Source organism: Rhizobium aethiopicum (genome assembly GCF_014197535.1).
Lineage (GTDB): Bacteria > Pseudomonadota > Alphaproteobacteria > Rhizobiales > Rhizobiaceae > Rhizobium > Rhizobium aethiopicum_A.
This window is the reverse complement of the sequence record NZ_JACIFV010000045.1, coordinates 15,271-31,766: the sequence shown is the minus strand read 5'-3', so window position 1 is coordinate 31,766 and position 16,496 is coordinate 15,271. Positions and strand designations below refer to the sequence as shown.

Below are 16,496 nucleotides of genomic sequence, written 5' to 3'. Positions count from 1 at the left end.
TGCTCGCTGAGGTACGAGTTCGAAACCCAAGGATGACACGCATCCCCGTCGCGCAGCCCGTTTATACACCAACGGCAACGTACAAGGATGAGGCTTCGAGGCCCTGCGGGGCACAAGGATGAGGCTCTCTTGAATACCTACGCTTGCCTCAGCGCGCAGGCCGGCCGAGATTCAGTCACCGCGGCCAGCCTTTGTTATGCAAGGATGTTGCGGCTCCAGAGCCGGCTTCAGCGGCCGTAAGTGACCTCGATCGAGGCCTTGTCAAGCGTGTTTGCCCTGACATAGAAGCCGACCATCGCGCCCGGCGCGGTATCGGGGAGCGGAATCTTGTCGACCGAGAGCGCGTAGACGGTGAACTGGTAGCGGTGCGGCTTATCGCCGGCCGGCGGGCATGCGCCGCCATATCCGGAGGTGCCAAAGTCGGTGTGACCTTCCACGGCGCCTGTCGGAAGCTTCTTGTCACCGCTTGCGCCGGTGGCAATCTCCGAAGTCTTTGCCGGGATGTTGAACACCGACCAGTGCCACCAGCCGGAACCTGTCGGCGCATCCGGATCGTACGCCATGACGGCGAAGCTCTTGGTTCCCTCTGGCGCGCCCGACCAGGCCAGTTCCGGCGAGATGTTCCTGCCCGAGCAGCCGAAGCCGTTGAAGACCTGCGCGTCGGCCATGGCCTTGCCGGCGGCTAGATCCTTCGAGGTGAGCTTCATTTCGGCGTGGGCGGCCGTGGCGCCGAAGACGGAGGCGGCCATAAGTGCTGCTGTGATCAAACGCATTGTTGTTCTCCTTGCTTGACGATGCCGGGAAAGTATCGTCACCGCGCCAACGCATCTGCCCCGCTCTGCTCAGTTTCTGCCCCGATCCGCTCAAAGTGCTCGGGGCCGCTGCGTACATGACGCGGGCTGACGCCAAACCGCTCCTTGAAGCGTGCGGAAAATTGCGACGGCGAATCGTAACCGACCTCCAGCGCAACCTGGGCCATCGGCAAGGTCGTGGTCTGAATGAGTGCCAGAGCGCGGTTAATCCGGGTATCGCTCAATATCTCGCTGAAGCCGGTATTCTCTGCGGAGAGCCTGCGCCTCAGCGTCGCCTCACTCATGTTGAACAAGCGCGCAGCTTGCGCCAACGTCCAGGCGGCGGCGGGATCAGCTTCGATCATCTGCCTCAGCCGGTCCTCAAGCCGGGAGCTTTCGCATCGGCCGAGCACCGCCCCATGGAGCGCGAACCAGGTGACCAGTTCCATCAGACGAGCCTTGGCGATAGCGCCAGGAAGCCGTTCCAGATTGCCCGGCTGGCAGCAATACTCAAACAAGGCCGCAGCTTCCTCCGGCAGGCTCGAGGTGCTGGCCGGAAGAGGCCTCGATGGCACGGCGACCGATCCCATCCTATCATATGCATCCTCGAAAAGCTGTCGCGGAATGGGAAGCGCCAGGGTCTGATATTTCTGCGGCGCCTTGGGAATGTTCTCCATCGTCAACGGCCGGTAGTCGGGTAACAGGCCGTAATCCCCAGCCTCCAGGCGCAAAGGCTTGTCATCCGACATGACGATCTTCGTTCCAGACTGGACCTGGATCAGCAGCGGGCTGGTAGTGACGAGGCGATGGAAACAGGCTCGCCCACCTTGGCGGATCAATGCCCTGGTCGGAATGGGAAAGACGTCGTCGAGCATATGTTCTCCGCCAGCGGGATGGTCAGAACGGCGACCGGAGGAGCGAGCCATGAGGTCGCCCGCTTCGCCACCGACTAGGTGCTCGGGAATACCAAAGCCACATGCCGACAGCAACCATGCCGGCGGCACGGACTTGAGTCAGAAGGCCTAACGACGGGCCGACTGGCGCACATAGTCGACCAGCGCGCGCAGCTTGACTGGCTGCCTCTGGCGTCTCGGATAATAGAGATAGAAGCCCGGAAATGGCGGGCAGAACTCCTCCAGCAGCGGCACGAGCTCGCCACGATCGATATAGGGCTCGAAAGTTTCCACCATGCCGAAGGTGATTCCGGCCCCGGCGCAGGCCATGCGGATCATCATTCCCATGTCATTGGTCGTGACCACGGGATCGACGGCGACGTCGAAGTCGCGGCCGTTTTCGGTGAACTCCCAGCGATAGGGCGCGGTATCCGGGCGTGGCCGCCATCCGATGCAGGCGTGCTTCTGCAGATCGCGAGGATGGCGGGGAAGATCGTGGCGCCCGAGATAGCCTGGCGACGCCGCGGCGCATTGTCTCTGAGGGGCGGAGACCGGTACCGCGATCATGTCCTGCTCGATCACCTCGCCCAGTCTCACACCTGCATCGAAGCCAGCTTCGACGATATCGAATTCGTCATCGGTGATGGTGATATCGAGCTTGATGCCGGGGCAGGCCTGCAGGAATTCGGTCAGCAAAGTCCCGGACAGGAAGCGCTCGGCGATCGAGGAAACGCTGATCCGCAGCAGGCCGCTCGGGCGCGCCTGCATGTCGCGCACCGTCTGCATCGCATCCCTGACCTGGCGGACCGAAGGACGAACCGACTCCAGGAAGACTTCCCCGGCCTCGGTCAGGCTGACGCTGCGCGTCGTGCGCTGAACCAGGGGAGCGCCAAGGCGATCCTCAAGGCGCTGCAAGGCCTGGCTGACGGCGGAGCGGGTAACGCCGAGGCGCTCTCCGGCGAGCCGAAAATTCCGTGCCTCGGCCACAGCCAGAAAAACAGAGATACCCTCGAGATCGTTGCCCATTGATTAGCAATATTAACCAAGTCATCCGTTATTGGCAACTTAATCGCGCCGCTCGGCGGGACTATCTTTCTTTCGAGGTCAAGGCACGGCCTGGCCCCGGAATGCTGCCCTGCTTCGAAAGGAAGAGCGATGCGAAAGATTTTCAGCGGCCAAGTACTGCATCTTTTCACCGCCATCATTCTGACCGGCGCGGCGATGCCGGCGTTGCCGGCCGACGCATCCAACGACCTAAAGCCGAAATTCCAACAGCCAAGCGAGAACACCATGCAGCAGCATCCCTATGTCGGAATTTGGGTTACCGACGACGGCCGCGTCCGGCACGAACTCCTGCCCGACAATCGTTACGACGAGGCCCGCGGAAGCCGTGAGAGCGCCTATCGCGGACGCTATGAGATCACCGGCACGCATATCGAATATTGGGACGATACGGGCTTCACCGCCGACGGCGACTTCGTCGACGACAACACGCTCCATCATGGCGGCATGGTGCTCCGCCGCAAATGACCCATCCGCACACCGCAAGAGGCCGCACAGGACGGCCGGAAAGGATGACATGTCTTCCACTACTCCCGTCTGGTTCATCACCGGCGCATCATCCGGGCTCGGCCGGGCACTCGCCGAAGCGGTGCTGGCGCGCGGCTGGCGCGCTGCCATTACGGCGCGCAGACCCGATACACTCAGCGATCTCACGGCAGCGCATGGGAAGCGGGCGCTGGCCCTCGCCCTCGACGTAACCGACTGCCGCTCCATCGCCGCTGCGGTCCGCGACGCCGAGACGCATTTCCGAGCCATTGATGTCCTCGTCAACAATGCCGGCTACGGCTATCTCTCGGCGATCGAAGAGGGCGAGGATGCCGAGATCCGCGCCCAATTCGAGACCAATGTCTTCGGCTTGATCGCCGTGACCAAACAGGTTCTGCCCGGCATGCGCTCACGCCGGCAGGGGCATATCTTCAACGTCTCGTCGCTCGGCGGGCTCATCGCCTTCGCCGCGACCGGCTACTACCACGCCACAAAATTTGCGGTCGAAGCCCTGTCGGAATCGCTGGCCCATGAGGTCGGGCCGCTTGGCATTCGTGTGACGATCCTGGAGCCCGGCGGCTTCCGCACGGATTGGGCCGGCCGCTCGATGGTCGAATCCAGCACGATCATCGAAGACTATGCCGAGACCGCCGGCAAGCGGCGCCAGGCCACCCGCTCAATTTCCGGCAAGCAGCCGGGCGATCCCGCGCGCGCGGCAAGCGCAATCATATCGGCATTCGAGGCGGGCGAACCGCCGCTGCGCCTGCTGCTCGGGGCAGCTTCCCTGAAGATCGCCCGCGAACGGCTCGATATGCTTCGCGCCAATTTCGATGCGTGGGCGAAGACGACCCTCAGTGCCGATTTTCCGAGCTGACCATCGCGAAAATCCTCAACCTGCTCGTGGAGCTTGAAATGTCTGATATCGAAGGAAAAGTTATTGCCATCACCGGGGCGAGCAGCGGCATTGGAAAGGCCACGGCAAAAGTGCTGGCCGCCGCCGGCGCGCAGATCGTGATCGGCGCGCGCCGCAGCGACCGCCTGGAGGCGCTCGCCGGCGAAATCGAAGCCAAGGGCGGGAGGGTGCGCCTGCGAAAGCTCGACGTCACCAACCGTTCCCAAGTGGAAACCTTTGCAGGCTTCGCCAAGGCCGAATTCGGCCGGCTCGATGTCATCATCAATAATGCCGGCGTCATGCCGCTTTCGCCGCTCGACGCCCTCAAGGTCGAGGAATGGGACCGGATGGTCGACGTCAACATCAAGGGCGTTCTCTACGGCATCGCGGCCGCGCTTCCGATCATGAAGGCACAGGGATCGGGGCAGATCATCAACCTGTCCTCGATCGGCGGCCACAGCGTCTCGCCGACGGCCGCCGTCTATTGCGCGACGAAATACGCGGTGCGGGCAATCTCGGACGGACTGAGGCAGGAGACAGATCGCATCCGCGTCACCGTCATTTCTCCCGGCACGACGACCTCGGAACTGGCCGAGACGATCACCGATCCGACCGCGCGGGATGCGATGAAGGCTTTCAGGGCGGTCACCATCAGCCCGGAAGCCGTCGCCGATGCGATCCTCTACGCCATCAGCCAGCCCGATGACGTCGATGTCAGCGAGATCATCATCCGGCCGACGGCCAGCCCGCATTGAGCCGCCGGCATTTCGCCTAAAAACCTAGCGATTGCTGCGCGGGCGGCGGCGGGGCGAGGCTGACGCCTTCGAGCTCCAGCATGCGGGCCTTCGATGACGAACCGCCGGGAGCGGAGAAGCCGCCGATCTTGCCGCCGGCGGCCAGCACCCGGTGGCAGGGAATAATCAGCGCGACTGGGTTTTTCGCCATCGCCTGACCGACATCGCGGGCCGCTTCCGGCCCGACGCCAAGCTCCTTCGCCAGCGCGCCATAGGTGGTCGTGCGGCCCCAGCCGACACGCCGTGCCGCCGCATAAATATCCCTGAAGAAGTCATTCTGGCCGGCAAGATCAAGTTGGACGCCGGAGAAATCGGTTTCCTCGCCTTGGAAATAGCGCTTTACGGCCGCGACCGTCTCCAGCACCTCAGGCGTCGGGGCGCCGGGTTGGGCATCCGGCAGGCGGCGCAGCAGCAGCCGTTCGGTCGCTTCTGCGGTTTTCGTCGGCAATTGGAAACGGGCGATGCCGGCGTCGCTCCAGGCGATGCCGCAGAAACCGCCTGATGTTTCGAAGATGAGATAGTGATGTATCGTCTCGGCCATGACACAGCCTCCGCGTTTTCGATCTCCCAAAGGATCCTATGGCGAGACCCCTGTTTCAACCCGTTTCTTGCGCAGGTCGTTCTTTTTTTGTTCCTAACGGCTTGGAAGGCGATGAAGTAGGCACTTTTGATGTTTCGTGCATCATTTCGACGGCGAGGCAAGATCATCATAGCGGCAACCTGCTTTTGTTCGGGCCTCGGTGAGGCAAGGGTGGCGGTGAGGCTTGCACTCGCCGGTTTTCCGCGCATAAAGCTGGTCGGGCTGGTGAAGCGGAGCAAGGACAGCATGGACATTTCGGAGATCATTATCCCGGGCGATACGCCGGGTACGGCGTGGCGGCTGCCGGTGCTGCGTTTTGCGGGCCGTGATCCGAAGGCGCCGAAGGCCTATATTCAGGCGGCGCTTCACGCCGGTGAGCTGCCGGGAACGGCGCTCCTGCATTTCCTTTGCGAGCGTCTGCGGCGGGCGGAAAGCGAAGGCGCGGTCGCCGGCGACATCACCATCGTGCCGCTGGCCAACCCGATCGGCGCGGCGCAATCGCATTTCGGCGAATTGCAGGGTCGCTTCGATCTCGGTTCCCGCACCAATTTCAACCGGGATTTTCCGCTGATCAGCGTTACCGATCGGGCAATGCTGACGGAAGATCTCAATGATTATCCGGCTACCGACCGGCTGAAGCGGCGGCTTCTGGATATGGCGCTCGGCGCCGATCTCGTCCTCGATCTGCACTGCGACGACGAATCGCTGCAATATGCCTATATCGACGAGGCCTTCTGGCCGGAGGCGGCCGATCTTGCCGCCGCGCTCGACATGGAGGCGGTGCTGCTGTCGGATGGCGAGAGCTCGGCCTTCGAGGAGGCCGTCGGCTTTGCATGGAAATATGCGGTTCCCGGCGAACGACAATCCCGGCTGCCGGGCAAGCTTTCGGTCACGGTCGAGCTGCGCGGCAAGCGTGACGTCGATCCGATGCTGGCGAAGCGGGATGCAGACGGGCTCTGGCGTTTCCTCGTGGCACGGGGGATCGTCAGCGGCGAAAGAACGACGCCGGCCATGTTTGCCGGTCCCGCCGTGCCGCTCGACAATGTGGAGATCATCCGCGCTCCTGAAGGCGGCGCCGTGCTCTTCCATCGCACGATCGGCGACAGGGTTGCAGCGGGTGAACTTCTGGCGACGATCGTCACCCGGCCCGGTCAGCCTGACGGCAGCATCGACCTCCATGCGCCGCAAGACGGGCTGATCCTGACCCGAACCTCGGATCGGCTGGTCCGCCGGCGCGGCGACCTTATGAAGATCGTCTGCGCCGGCCCGAGCAAGGCCGCACGCAAGGCCGGCGCACTGGAGAGTTGAGCAAGCGCTGCCCGGGAGAAATGCCGGGCGGCATTTGCACCGGCTCTCGCCCATGCTATCCCGCTGCCATCACAGGGAGACCGATCGGGCATGGCCGTCACCATCTATGGCATCAAGAATTGCGACACGATGAAGAAAGCCCGCCGCTGGCTGGAAGAACACGGCGTCGCCTATGAGTTTCACGATTACAAGGCGCTCGGCATCGACCGGACCCATCTCGAAGCCTGGATCGACGAAGCCGGTCTCGACACGGTGCTCAACCGCGCCGGCACCACCTTTCGCAAACTGCCCGATGCCGAGCGCGAGAATCTGAGCCGGGAAAAGGCGATCGCGCTGATGCTCGACCAGCCGTCGACGATCAAGCGGCCGGTGCTGGAGACGGAAGGCAAGCTGGTGATCGGCTTCAAGCCGGAGAATTACGCGGATATGTTCGGACGCTGAGCAATGTCCAAGACCACGCGCGCGACCCAGGTTCTTTCCCAGGCAGGCGTCGCCTTCACCATCCACACCTATGATTATGACCCGGGCGCGGAGCGCGTCGGGCTGCAGGCGGCGGAAGCCCTGGGCGAGGCGCCGCAGCGGGTGCTGAAGACGCTGATGGCCGAGGTGGACGGCAAGCCGGTCTGCGTCGTGGTGCCGTCGGATCGCGAAGTCAGCATGAAGAAGCTCGCCAGCGCCTTTCGCGGCAAGTCGGCCAATATGATGAAGCCGGCCGATGCCGAGCGGCTGACCGGCTACCATGTCGGCGGCATCAGCCCCTTCGGCCAGAGGAAGGCCGTGCCGGCGGCGATCGAGGAAACCGCTCTCGCCGAACCGCTGGTCTATATCAATGGCGGACAGCGCGGTCTGCAGGTGCGGCTCGATCCGAAGGATGCGCTGAAGGCATTGAAAGCGGTCGGTGCGTCATTGATCGCCTGATCAGAGGAAACGAGCGAGCAGACCGGAAATCGCCTTCGCCTCGTCATCGGCAAGCTTGCTGCCGACATGGGCCTCGATCGCTGCCGCATAGACAGTCCACATCCGGGTGCGAAGCGTTCGGCCGGCATCGGTAATCAGAACCCAGCGCCCGCGGCCATCCCCAGCGAAGACCTCGCGCCGGACCAAGCCCTCTCTTTCCAGCCGGTCGATCAGCCGAGAAAGACTATACTGCGCCAGCAAGGTCCGCTCCTCGATCTCGTAGGGCCGCAGCTTGCCGTCTTTCGAGCGCGCCAGTTCCCACAGCATGTCATACCAGGCAAGCGGCGGCATGCCGGTCGCTTTCAGATCGGCTTCGATCGCGGCGAGCAGCCGTTCGCGCGCGCGCATGATGCTGATCCAGGCAGAGGTGACGGCTTCGCTCGGCTTCGGTGTTTTTACCATAGATGCAAATACATCTATCTTGCACAAAGCCGCAAGGGCTATTATATGCAAATGCATCTATCAAACCAGCGAGGAGACGTTCATGAGCAGGCTTACCCTCATCAGCCACCATCTCTGCCCCTATGTGCAACGCGCCGCGATCGCACTTCGCGAAAAGGGTGTTCCCTTCGAACGCGTCAACATCGACCTTACCGACAAGCCGGACTGGTTCCTGCAGATCTCGCCGCTCGGCAAGGTGCCGCTGCTCAGGATCGAGGACGAAGAAGGCGGCGAGGCCATCCTCTTCGAAAGCAGCGTCATCTGCGAATATCTGGAGGAGACGCAGGTGGGGGCTGCCCTGCATCCTGCCGATCCGCTCAGCCGCGCCCGCCATCGCGGCTGGATGGAATTCGGCTCATCCGTGCTTTCCGATCTCTGGGGGTATGAAACCGCCACGGACGTGGAACAGCTGGAGGCCAAGCGCAAGACGCTGATCGCCAAGTTCACGACGCTCGAAGGAGCACTCGCGGACGGACCTTATTTTTCCGGCAGCAGCTTCAGCCTCGTCGATGCCGTCTTCGCGCCGATCTTTCGGTATTTCGATGTTTTCGACAGGCTGGGAGATAGCGGCATCTTTGCGGGGCTCGAGCGGGTGAGGCGCTGGCGGAGCGCGCTCGGCGAACGGCGAAGCGTGAAAGACGCCGTCGGCGAAGATTATCCGCGGCGGCTGATGGAATTCCTCAACAAGCACAAGTCGATCCTGCTCGGCCTGCCTGCCGCCGCTTGACGCTTGCGCTGAAACCGGTCGGGCATCGCGCCGGCCGGTTTCAAATCGGCAGCAGCGCGCTTCATTTTCGCCGCAAACGGGTCTAAGTCTTTCAGCCTCTCAGAGCGGTTCAGCTTTTCACGAAAGCGCAGAACCGCTCTAATCTTTCGAATTTACGCAACTCCGAACGGAAAACCGCTTCGCACTTTTCCTGGAATTGCTCTAGCGTCGATGACAGAAGGCAGGTTGAACCATGACTTTCATGCCCCAGAGCCAGAACACCGTTGATCCCGTCAAGCTCGAGAAGCTCGCGGAAGTCGCCGTCAAGGTCGGTTTGCAGCTGCAGAAGGGCCAGGACCTGGTGATTACCGCGCCTGTCGTGGCGCTGCCGCTTGTCCGCCTCATCACCAAACACGCTTATCAGGCCGGCGCCGGGCTGGTGAGCGCCTTCTACTCCGACGAGGAAACGACGCTGGCGCGCTTCCAATATGGCAGCGACGAGAGCTTCGACCGCGCCTCCGACTGGCTCTACGAGGGCATGGCCAAGGCCTATGCCAACGGAGCGGCCCGTCTGGCGGTCGCCGGCGACAATCCGATGCTGCTTTCCGAACAGGATGCCGGCAAGGTCGGCCGCGCCAATCGCGCCACATCAACCGCCTATAAGCCGGCGCTGGAAAAGATCTCGAATTTCGACATCAACTGGAACATCGTCTCCTATCCCAATCCCTCCTGGGCCAAGGCGGTCTTCCCCGACGACCCCGAACCGATCGCAATCGCCAAGCTCGCCAAGGCGATCTTTGCCGCCTCGCGTGTCGATGTCAGCGACCCCGTCGCCGCCTGGGCGGAGCACAACGCCAATCTCGCCAAGCGCTCCGCCTGGCTGAACGGCGAGCGTTTCGCCTCGCTGCATTTCCAGGGGCCGGGCACCGATCTGACGGTCGGCCTCGCCGACGGACATGAATGGCACGGCGGCGCCTCCACCGCCAAGAACGGCATTACCTGCAATCCGAATATTCCGACCGAAGAGGTGTTCACCACGCCGCATGCATTAAGGGTCGAAGGCCATGTCTCGAGCACCAAACCGCTGTCGCATCAGGGCACGCTGATCGACAATATCCAGGTGCGCTTCGAAGGCGGGCGGATCGTCGAAGCGAAGGCGTCACGTGGCGAAGAGGTCTTGAACAAGGTGCTCGATACCGATGAGGGCGCGCGCCGGCTCGGCGAAGTGGCGCTCGTGCCGCATTCCTCGCCGATCTCGGCGAGCGGCATCCTGTTCTACAACACGCTGTTCGACGAAAACGCCTCCTGCCACATCGCGCTCGGCCAGTGCTACTCCAAGTGCTTCCTCAACGGCGCGACCCTCAGCCACGAGCAGATCAAGGCGCAGGGCGGCAATTCCAGCCTGATCCACATCGACTGGATGATCGGCTCCAACAAGGTCGATATCGACGGCATCACACCGGCCGGCTCGCGGGTTCCGGTGATGCGGCAGGGCGAATGGGCCTGAGCGGCATCATCGTGCGCTGACTGAGCCAGACGCCGGCAAGCACCAGGGCGAAACCGGCGATCTGCATCAGCGTCAGGCTCTGGCCGAGCGCCAGCCAGCCGAGCAGGGTCGCGACCACAGGGCTCAGAAAACCGAGCGAGGAGATCGCCGACGGCTCGATGCGCGACAGGCCGCGGAACCAGAGCAGATAGGTGAAGGCTGCACCGACCAGACCGAGATAGGCAATGCCGGCAATGTTTGCGATGCTCGGCGACGGCAGCGCCGGTTCGAGGAAGAGCGCAAAGGGCACCAAGAGAATGCCGCCTGCCGACAGTTGCCAGGCGGTGAAGGTGAGGTTCGAAACCGGCGGCGCCCAGCGCCGTGACAGCACGGTGCCGAACGCCATCGAGACGGCGCCGGCGATACCGGCCGCGACACCCACGGGATCGAGGCTCGCCTTCGGCGTCAGCACCAGCAGCGCGACCCCGGCCATGCCGGCGAGACCGGCCAGCACGGCAAGTGGCCGGACCGGCTTGCCGAGGAAAAGCCGCGACAGGGCGATGACGATCAGCGGCTGCACGGCACCGACGGTCGCGGCAACGCCGCCGGGCAGCCGGTAGGCGGAGGCGAACAGCATCGCCCAGAAGAACGAGAAGTTCAGCGCGCCGAGAAGGAAGGCGCGGCCCCACCAGACGCCCGTCGGCAGCTTCCGAACAATCAGCAGCAGAAGCAGGCCCGCCGGCAAGGCGCGCAGCAGAGCGACCGTCAACGGATAGCCCTGGGGCAGGAAGGATGTGGTGACGAAATAGGTGCTGCCCCAGATGGCGGGGGCGACAGCGGTCGTCAGCACGTCCGCCAAGTATCGGGAATTTGTCTTCATCTCAAGAATCTCTACTTCAAGATAAATTCAAGCATAACGCGATTTATCTTGACGTCAAGATATGCGGTGGTATCCATCCCGCATGGGTGAAGCGAAGCAAGATCACGTCGACCGGATTCTGGCGCAATGGCGGCGCGAGCGGCCGGATCTCGATGTCGAACCGATGGGCATTCTCGGGCGCCTGAAACGCCTCGGCACCCATCTCGGCCGCGAAGTCGAAGCCGTGCTCATGCAGCACGGGCTTTCCACCTCGGCCTTCGACGTGCTGGCCACACTTCGCCGCTCCGGCGCACCTCATCGGCTTTCGCCGGGTGAACTCCTGGAAATGACCATGGTCAGCTCCGGCACAATGACGAACCGGATCGACCAGTTGGAGAAAGCGGGCATGGTCGAGCGCATCGTCAATCCGCAGGATCGGCGCAGCGTGCTGATCGCCCTGACCGAAAAGGGGCTCGCCACCGTCGAAGAAGCTGTCGGCGCCCATGTCGCCAATCAGCAGCGGCTGACGCGCAACCTGACTGCTGAGGACAAGGCCGCGTTTGACCGGCTGCTGAAGAAATTCCTCGCGGATTTCGAATAATCAGACGACAGAGAGCGCCTTGCGGACTCGCTCCAGATGCGCCTTGCGCCTGGCCTTCGTCGCGCGGTCCATGTCGTGCAGGCTCAGCATGCGGAAGACGAGCTTCTTCGAACAGAAATTGGCGATCCCGCGCTTCAGCAGGCGGCGGACGGGATTGCCCATATAGAGATGCACCAGCCACCAAGGCGAGCCCGTCGTCGTCAGCGCATAGAGCAGCCTGATATTGGTGAGCTCAGGCACGATCCGGCCGCCGGCGGCATCATGGGTGAAGGCCACACCTGGCGCGAAGACGCGGTCGAAAAAACCTTTCAGGATCGCTGGGAAATTGAACCACCACTGCGGAAAGACGAGGACGAGACCATCGGCCGCCTTCAGCCGGGCAACCATATCGGCCACATCAGAGGTGTCGTAGGGCATATCGAAGTAAGCACGGCGCTCGGCCTCGGAGAGGCGTGGATCGAAATTCTCAGCATAGAGATCGAGGAGATCGACCACATGACCGGAGGCTTCCAGCGCTTCGCGAGCCGTGTGCGCCATCGAGGCGGCAAAACTTTCCGGCAGCGGATGGGCAAGCACCAGCAGGATCCGCATCTTTAGAAAAGGCTTCCCTGCTTCGTCGGCTCCGCCGGTTTTGTGCTTCGCTTCTTGGCGCCACCAGGTGGGATGCCGCCTTCCGTCGTCATCGCTCCGACACGGCCGTCGGCAAATTCGATGGCGATGCCCATGCCGGCGGAGAGTGCCGCCGCCTGCGAGACCGGCTTGTTGTCCTCATCGCGAATGACGGCGTAGCCGCGCTTCAGCACATTCTTGTAGGAGAGCGACTGCAGCACGCGGTCCTGCGCCGAGAGCTCGGCGCGGGCACGCGTCAGTTGGTGGCGGATCGCCGTATCGGCATGGCGGGAAAGATTGCCGAGACGTTCGCGCGAGCGGTCGGTTTGCGCTTTCAACCGTGCCGGCAGCGAAGCAAGGATCGCCTCGGCGCGCTCGACACGTGACGTCGAGCGGTCGATCAGCCGCTCGACCATGCGCTCGGCCCGCACCATCCGCTCGTTCAACGTCTGGCGGCGCTCGGCAATGCGGCCGGAAAGAAGGTCCGGGCGCAGATGCATGGCGACACGCTCGAAGCCGCGGCGCTTGTTGATCGTATTGAGCTCCAGTCCGCGCCCGAGGCCGGCCGCCGCCTCGTCGAAACGACGGCGCGGCAAGGCGAGAAGTTGATCGAGCGAGGGCAATGCCCGCATCAGACTACGGACGGATTGCCGGCGCTGATCCATCTGCCGGTTCATGCAGCCTTGCAGACGGGCGGCAAGCGCCGCAGCCTGCGCTTCGAGTTCCGCTTTGACGGGCACCGCCATTTCCGCCGCCCCGGTCGGCGTTGGAGCGCGGACATCGGCGGCATAGTCGATCAGCGTCCAATCGGTTTCATGGCCGACGGCCGAGATCAGCGGTATGCGGCTTTCGGCAGCAGCGCGCACGACGATCTCGTCGTTGAAACTCCAGAGATCTTCCAGGCTGCCGCCGCCGCGGGCGACGATCAGCACATCGGGGCGGGGGACGGCGCCGGCGGGCTCCAGCGCATTGAAGCCGCGGATGGCGTTCGCCACCTCCTCGCCGGATCCCTCCCCCTGGACCTTCACCGGCCAGACGAGGACATGCACGGGAAACCGATCGGAGATGCGGTGGAGGATATCGCGGATGACGGCGCCGGTCGGCGAGGTGACGACGCCGATCACATGCGGCATGAAGGGCAGCCGCTTCTTGCGGGCGGTATCGAACAGGCCCTCGGCGCCGAGCCTGCGCTTGCGCTCCTCGATCAGCGCCATCAGCGCGCCGGCGCCTGCCGGCTCCAGCGTCTCGATGACGATCTGATATTTCGAGGAGCCGGGAAAAGTGGTGACCTTGCCGGTAGCGATCACCTCCATGCCTTCCTCGGGGCGGAACTTCAGCCGCGAGAAAGTGCCCTTCCAGATAACGGCGTCGATACGGGCGCGATCGTCCTTCAGTGCGAAATAAGCGTGGCCGGAGGAATGCGGACCGCGATAGCCGGATATTTCGCCACGCACGCGAACCTGGTCGAAAGCGGTTTCCATGGTGCGCTTGATCGAGCCGGAAAGCTCCGAAACCGAATATTCGGCAAGGTTGGTCGGCGAATCGCTGTCGAAGAGGTTGCTCATCCCTCCTTTCTATTTCCATTGACGGAAAACGGGAAGGTCGCGACCGCCGGCGAGACCCGTTTTCCCGGCTGGTGAACCGTTGGCGTGGCAGAGCCGCCGCCGTTCCATCAAGATTCATGCCCTGGGCATCGCATGCATGCGATAGTTGCAGCAGCAAGAATGACAATAAAAACGGGAAAATCCGTTTCACCGGGGAACGCATAGATAAAAAGCACGTTTTATACGAAAGGGATTGCTAACCACCGCAATACAAAGGATTTTCAGCCGAGAGAGCCGGTAAATCTTTGTTAGTTGGCGCTTCCTATGCTTCCCCTCGTTCTCTCTGGGAAGGTGCTGAAATGATTATTCTCACAGCAGCAGCATTGGGCATCAGCGCCGGGTTAATGCGCTCGGCCGCAGTGATCGCTTTGGTCGCCGCGCTGATCGGAATGACCTTCACGCTGGCGGCGATAACCTCGCCGGGGCCAGTGTCACTTCTGGCGCTTGTTTATGCCATTCTCGGCTATAATGGCGGCCTTATCCTCTTCGTGCTCGGGCTTTATGCCAGCGATCGCCTGCGAGCCGTCCGCACGTCTCACTGACGTCAGCGCAACATGAAGGCTGCCGCCGTCAATTCGCCGTCGGCCGGTAGCGGAAGAACTGGACGCCCGTATCCGGGCCCGTCGCCAGCGGTTCCAGATAAGGCGGAATATTCCCCTTGCCGAGTTCGGCATAGAGCCCATCCGGCTTCAGTTTGGCGAGTTCGCGCGTCTGCAGGTCCTTCGGGCAGAAGGCAAGCGCCGTGACACCAGCCCCCTTCAGGAAGGCTTCCGCCTCCTGCGGCTTTGCCAGGCCGATATGCATTTCCGTCAGCATGCCGCCCTGATCGCGATGATAGGGGGCGGAGAGAACCCGGTTCTGCGTGAAGCGGAGGATCGGCACGCCCATTTCCGATGGCGCGGAGATCAGGCCGGGCGGCAGCTCGGCAAGCGGCGCCAGCGCCTCTTTCGATGTGCAGGAAAGCGCCTTTGTCGGCTCTGTCGCCTTCTGCGCGGCGTTCTCCATCTGCATTGAGACAAGGCCGCCGCCGACGGCCCAGACCGCCGGAACGCTTGCGAGTACGGTCATCACATAGACGAAGGCGACGGCGACATTCTCGCTGTCGCTGTTGGAGATGCGCCTGACGTCGATGATCAGCAGGGCGAGCGGCAGGATCGAAAGCAGGTTCGAGAAGGCAGAGCCGCGCACCTGAACCAGCGCGATCGCCCAGCTCGTGGCGAGCAGAAAGAGCAGGACCAGGTGGATTTGCACGCGGTCACGCTGAATGATGCGAAAGATGCAGACGGCGACGCCGAAGAGGCCTGCCGCATAGAAGGCGCCGACCGAGGTGGGATCGGTGCGCGCCAGCGCCAGGAGCGACTGGGCTTCCGAAATATGCCGCAGCCAGAGTTCGACCAGCATCGGATCGAGACTGCCCAACGGATCGCTCAGGCATTGCGGTGCGATGACGATCGCCGCACCGAAAACGCCGGCGCCGACAAAGGCGAGTGCGGCAAAGCGCAAGGGCCGACGCAAGCCGCTCGCAAAAACGGCCGAAAACAGCAGCAGGCCGCCACCAATCGCCGCCAGACTGTAATAGCCGAGCGAGAGATTGTCGCAGGTGACCATCGAATAGAGCCGGGGCGGCACCGTTGCGAAGAAAAGAATGTTGATCGCAATCGTCAGCGACAGCCCGAAGGCCCGGGCGGCGATGGCGAAATTCTCGCCTTCCCATGCCCAGAGCAGGGCGACGGTGAGGCAGACGGCGGCGACGAAAGGGGTGGTCTCGGCGCCGATGGCGATGGCGACAGCCGCCGCAACGCCGGCGACCGCGTAGCTCCAACCGCGACGCTCGGGATCCACGAGCATCGCCACCATCGTCGCGACCAGCGCCAGTTGCGCATTGTGATGATCGATGGCGCCCGGGGCGAAGCGGTTTCCGGTGTAGATCGCCGGAGCGGTGAGACCGAGGGCGATATGCATGCCCGCAACGCCGCCGATCCGCCGGCCGGCAACGCCCATGGCGAGCATGGCAGGAAAGATGAGTGATACAGGCCAGACGGCGAGCGCCAGCGCCTCAGCGGTTTCACGCGGCGCAAAAAGGCCGAAGAACCAGATCAGCGAAGCGATCGGCAGATCGATCAGCCTCGACCAGTGCATCAGCGTGCCGCCGGCAAGGCCGAGACGATATTGCATCAGATCGAACCAGCCCTGGCCGGCAAGAAAATCGCGAACCTCGACGAGACGCATGCCGTCGTCATTGTCGGGACCGACATAATCGGTGGCGCCGTGGAATTTGGTAACAAGGATAACGGCGGCGAGGATAACACTATAGGCAATGACAGCCGGCCACAGACGCGTCAGCAGCCCCCCGAGCCGGTTCCTGCGGGTGGCGGTGACGGCGGATGCATCAGCGATCGGCTGCACGGCGTTCATCGTGGTTAGCGC

At 63.0% G+C, this 16,496-nt stretch carries 19 protein-coding genes; 10 read left to right on the top strand and 9 right to left on the bottom strand.

Annotated features, from left to right (window positions below):
* Positions 1-227: 227 nt before the first annotated feature.
* The 3 genes from GGD53_RS30600 to GGD53_RS30590 all read right to left on the bottom strand — a co-directional run bounded on the left by GGD53_RS30600 (position 228) and on the right by GGD53_RS30590 (position 2,710).
* Complete coding sequence (locus GGD53_RS30600; protein ID WP_184460450.1) at positions 228-773, bottom strand: YbhB/YbcL family Raf kinase inhibitor-like protein; 546 nt, start codon at positions 771-773, stop codon at positions 228-230.
* A 38-nt stretch (positions 774-811) separates the two neighbouring features.
* Positions 812-1,666 (bottom strand): AraC family transcriptional regulator, encoded by an 855-nt coding sequence (locus tag GGD53_RS30595; protein ID WP_184460453.1) that lies wholly within the window; start codon positions 1,664-1,666, stop codon positions 812-814.
* A gap of 147 nt (positions 1,667-1,813) precedes the next feature.
* Positions 1,814-2,710: a LysR family transcriptional regulator gene (locus tag GGD53_RS30590; protein ID WP_184460449.1), complete on the bottom strand. Its 897-nt coding sequence runs from the start codon at positions 2,708-2,710 to the stop codon at positions 1,814-1,816.
* Between the two features lie 129 nt (positions 2,711-2,839).
* On the opposite strand from GGD53_RS30590, the gene GGD53_RS30585 reads away from it, so the two are divergent.
* The 3 genes from GGD53_RS30585 to GGD53_RS30575 are packed head-to-tail and all read left to right on the top strand — an operon-like array spanning position 2,840 to position 4,879.
* Positions 2,840-3,214, top strand: a complete 375-nt coding sequence (locus GGD53_RS30585) for an Atu4866 domain-containing protein (RefSeq protein ID WP_184460448.1) — start codon at positions 2,840-2,842, stop codon at positions 3,212-3,214.
* 49 nt (positions 3,215-3,263) lie between these two features.
* Positions 3,264-4,106, top strand: coding sequence for an oxidoreductase (locus tag GGD53_RS30580; RefSeq protein WP_184460447.1), 843 nt, complete (start codon positions 3,264-3,266; stop codon positions 4,104-4,106).
* Between the two features lie 38 nt (positions 4,107-4,144).
* Entirely contained in the window at positions 4,145-4,879 is a 735-nt protein-coding gene (locus GGD53_RS30575; protein ID WP_184460446.1) for an SDR family oxidoreductase, read from the top strand.
* A gap of 16 nt (positions 4,880-4,895) precedes the next feature.
* Here the strand turns inward: GGD53_RS30575 and GGD53_RS30570 are convergent, their stop codons facing one another.
* On the bottom strand, positions 4,896-5,459 hold the full coding sequence (locus tag GGD53_RS30570; protein WP_184460445.1) for a methylated-DNA--[protein]-cysteine S-methyltransferase: 564 nt from the start codon (positions 5,457-5,459) through the stop codon (positions 4,896-4,898).
* A gap of 285 nt (positions 5,460-5,744) precedes the next feature.
* Between GGD53_RS30570 and GGD53_RS30565 the strand changes: the two genes are divergently transcribed.
* The 3 genes from GGD53_RS30565 (at position 5,745) to ybaK (ending at position 7,724) form a co-directional block, all read left to right on the top strand.
* Positions 5,745-6,806: a succinylglutamate desuccinylase/aspartoacylase domain-containing protein gene (locus GGD53_RS30565; protein ID WP_184460452.1), complete on the top strand. Its 1,062-nt coding sequence runs from the start codon at positions 5,745-5,747 to the stop codon at positions 6,804-6,806.
* 90 nt (positions 6,807-6,896) lie between these two features.
* A complete protein-coding gene (locus GGD53_RS30560) occupies positions 6,897-7,247 on the top strand; it encodes an ArsC family reductase (RefSeq protein ID WP_184460444.1) in 351 nt (116 codons plus the stop codon).
* 3 nt (positions 7,248-7,250) lie between these two features.
* Entirely contained in the window at positions 7,251-7,724 is a 474-nt protein-coding gene (gene ybaK, locus GGD53_RS30555) for a Cys-tRNA(Pro) deacylase (protein WP_184460443.1), read from the top strand.
* On the opposite strand, the gene GGD53_RS30550 is transcribed toward ybaK, so the two are convergent.
* Positions 7,725-8,165, bottom strand: coding sequence for a MarR family winged helix-turn-helix transcriptional regulator (locus tag GGD53_RS30550; protein WP_184460442.1), 441 nt, complete (start codon positions 8,163-8,165; stop codon positions 7,725-7,727).
* An 82-nt stretch (positions 8,166-8,247) separates the two neighbouring features.
* Here GGD53_RS30550 and GGD53_RS30545 point away from each other — a divergent pair, with 82 nt between their 5' ends.
* Complete coding sequence (locus GGD53_RS30545; RefSeq protein WP_184460441.1) at positions 8,248-8,931, top strand: glutathione S-transferase family protein; 684 nt, start codon at positions 8,248-8,250, stop codon at positions 8,929-8,931.
* 232 nt (positions 8,932-9,163) lie between these two features.
* Positions 9,164-10,417, top strand: coding sequence for an aminopeptidase (locus GGD53_RS30540; RefSeq protein WP_184460440.1), 1,254 nt, complete (start codon positions 9,164-9,166; stop codon positions 10,415-10,417).
* On the opposite strand, the gene GGD53_RS30535 is transcribed toward GGD53_RS30540, so the two are convergent.
* Positions 10,365-11,276, bottom strand: a complete 912-nt coding sequence (locus GGD53_RS30535) for an EamA family transporter (protein ID WP_184460439.1) — start codon at positions 11,274-11,276, stop codon at positions 10,365-10,367. The two genes, GGD53_RS30540 and GGD53_RS30535, sit on opposite strands and share 53 nt — an antisense overlap.
* An 82-nt stretch (positions 11,277-11,358) precedes the next feature.
* Here GGD53_RS30535 and GGD53_RS30530 point away from each other — a divergent pair, with 82 nt between their 5' ends.
* Positions 11,359-11,856, top strand: a complete 498-nt coding sequence (locus tag GGD53_RS30530; RefSeq protein ID WP_184460438.1) for a MarR family winged helix-turn-helix transcriptional regulator — start codon at positions 11,359-11,361, stop codon at positions 11,854-11,856.
* Here GGD53_RS30530 and GGD53_RS30525 read toward each other — a convergent pair whose 3' ends face one another.
* Positions 11,857-12,447, bottom strand: coding sequence for an NAD(P)H-dependent oxidoreductase (locus tag GGD53_RS30525; protein WP_184460437.1), 591 nt, complete (start codon positions 12,445-12,447; stop codon positions 11,857-11,859).
* Between the two features lie 2 nt (positions 12,448-12,449).
* Complete coding sequence (xseA, locus tag GGD53_RS30520; protein WP_184460436.1) at positions 12,450-14,030, bottom strand: exodeoxyribonuclease VII large subunit; 1,581 nt, start codon at positions 14,028-14,030, stop codon at positions 12,450-12,452.
* Between the two features lie 338 nt (positions 14,031-14,368).
* Here xseA and GGD53_RS30515 point away from each other — a divergent pair, with 338 nt between their 5' ends.
* Positions 14,369-14,611 carry a hypothetical protein gene (locus GGD53_RS30515; RefSeq protein ID WP_184460435.1) on the top strand — a complete coding sequence of 81 codons (243 nt, stop codon included), beginning with the start codon at positions 14,369-14,371 and terminating at the stop codon, positions 14,609-14,611.
* A 28-nt stretch (positions 14,612-14,639) separates the two neighbouring features.
* Here the strand turns inward: GGD53_RS30515 and GGD53_RS30510 are convergent, their stop codons facing one another.
* Positions 14,640-16,484 (bottom strand): hypothetical protein, encoded by a 1,845-nt coding sequence (locus GGD53_RS30510; RefSeq protein WP_184460434.1) that lies wholly within the window; start codon positions 16,482-16,484, stop codon positions 14,640-14,642.
* Positions 16,485-16,496 lie beyond the last annotated feature (12 nt).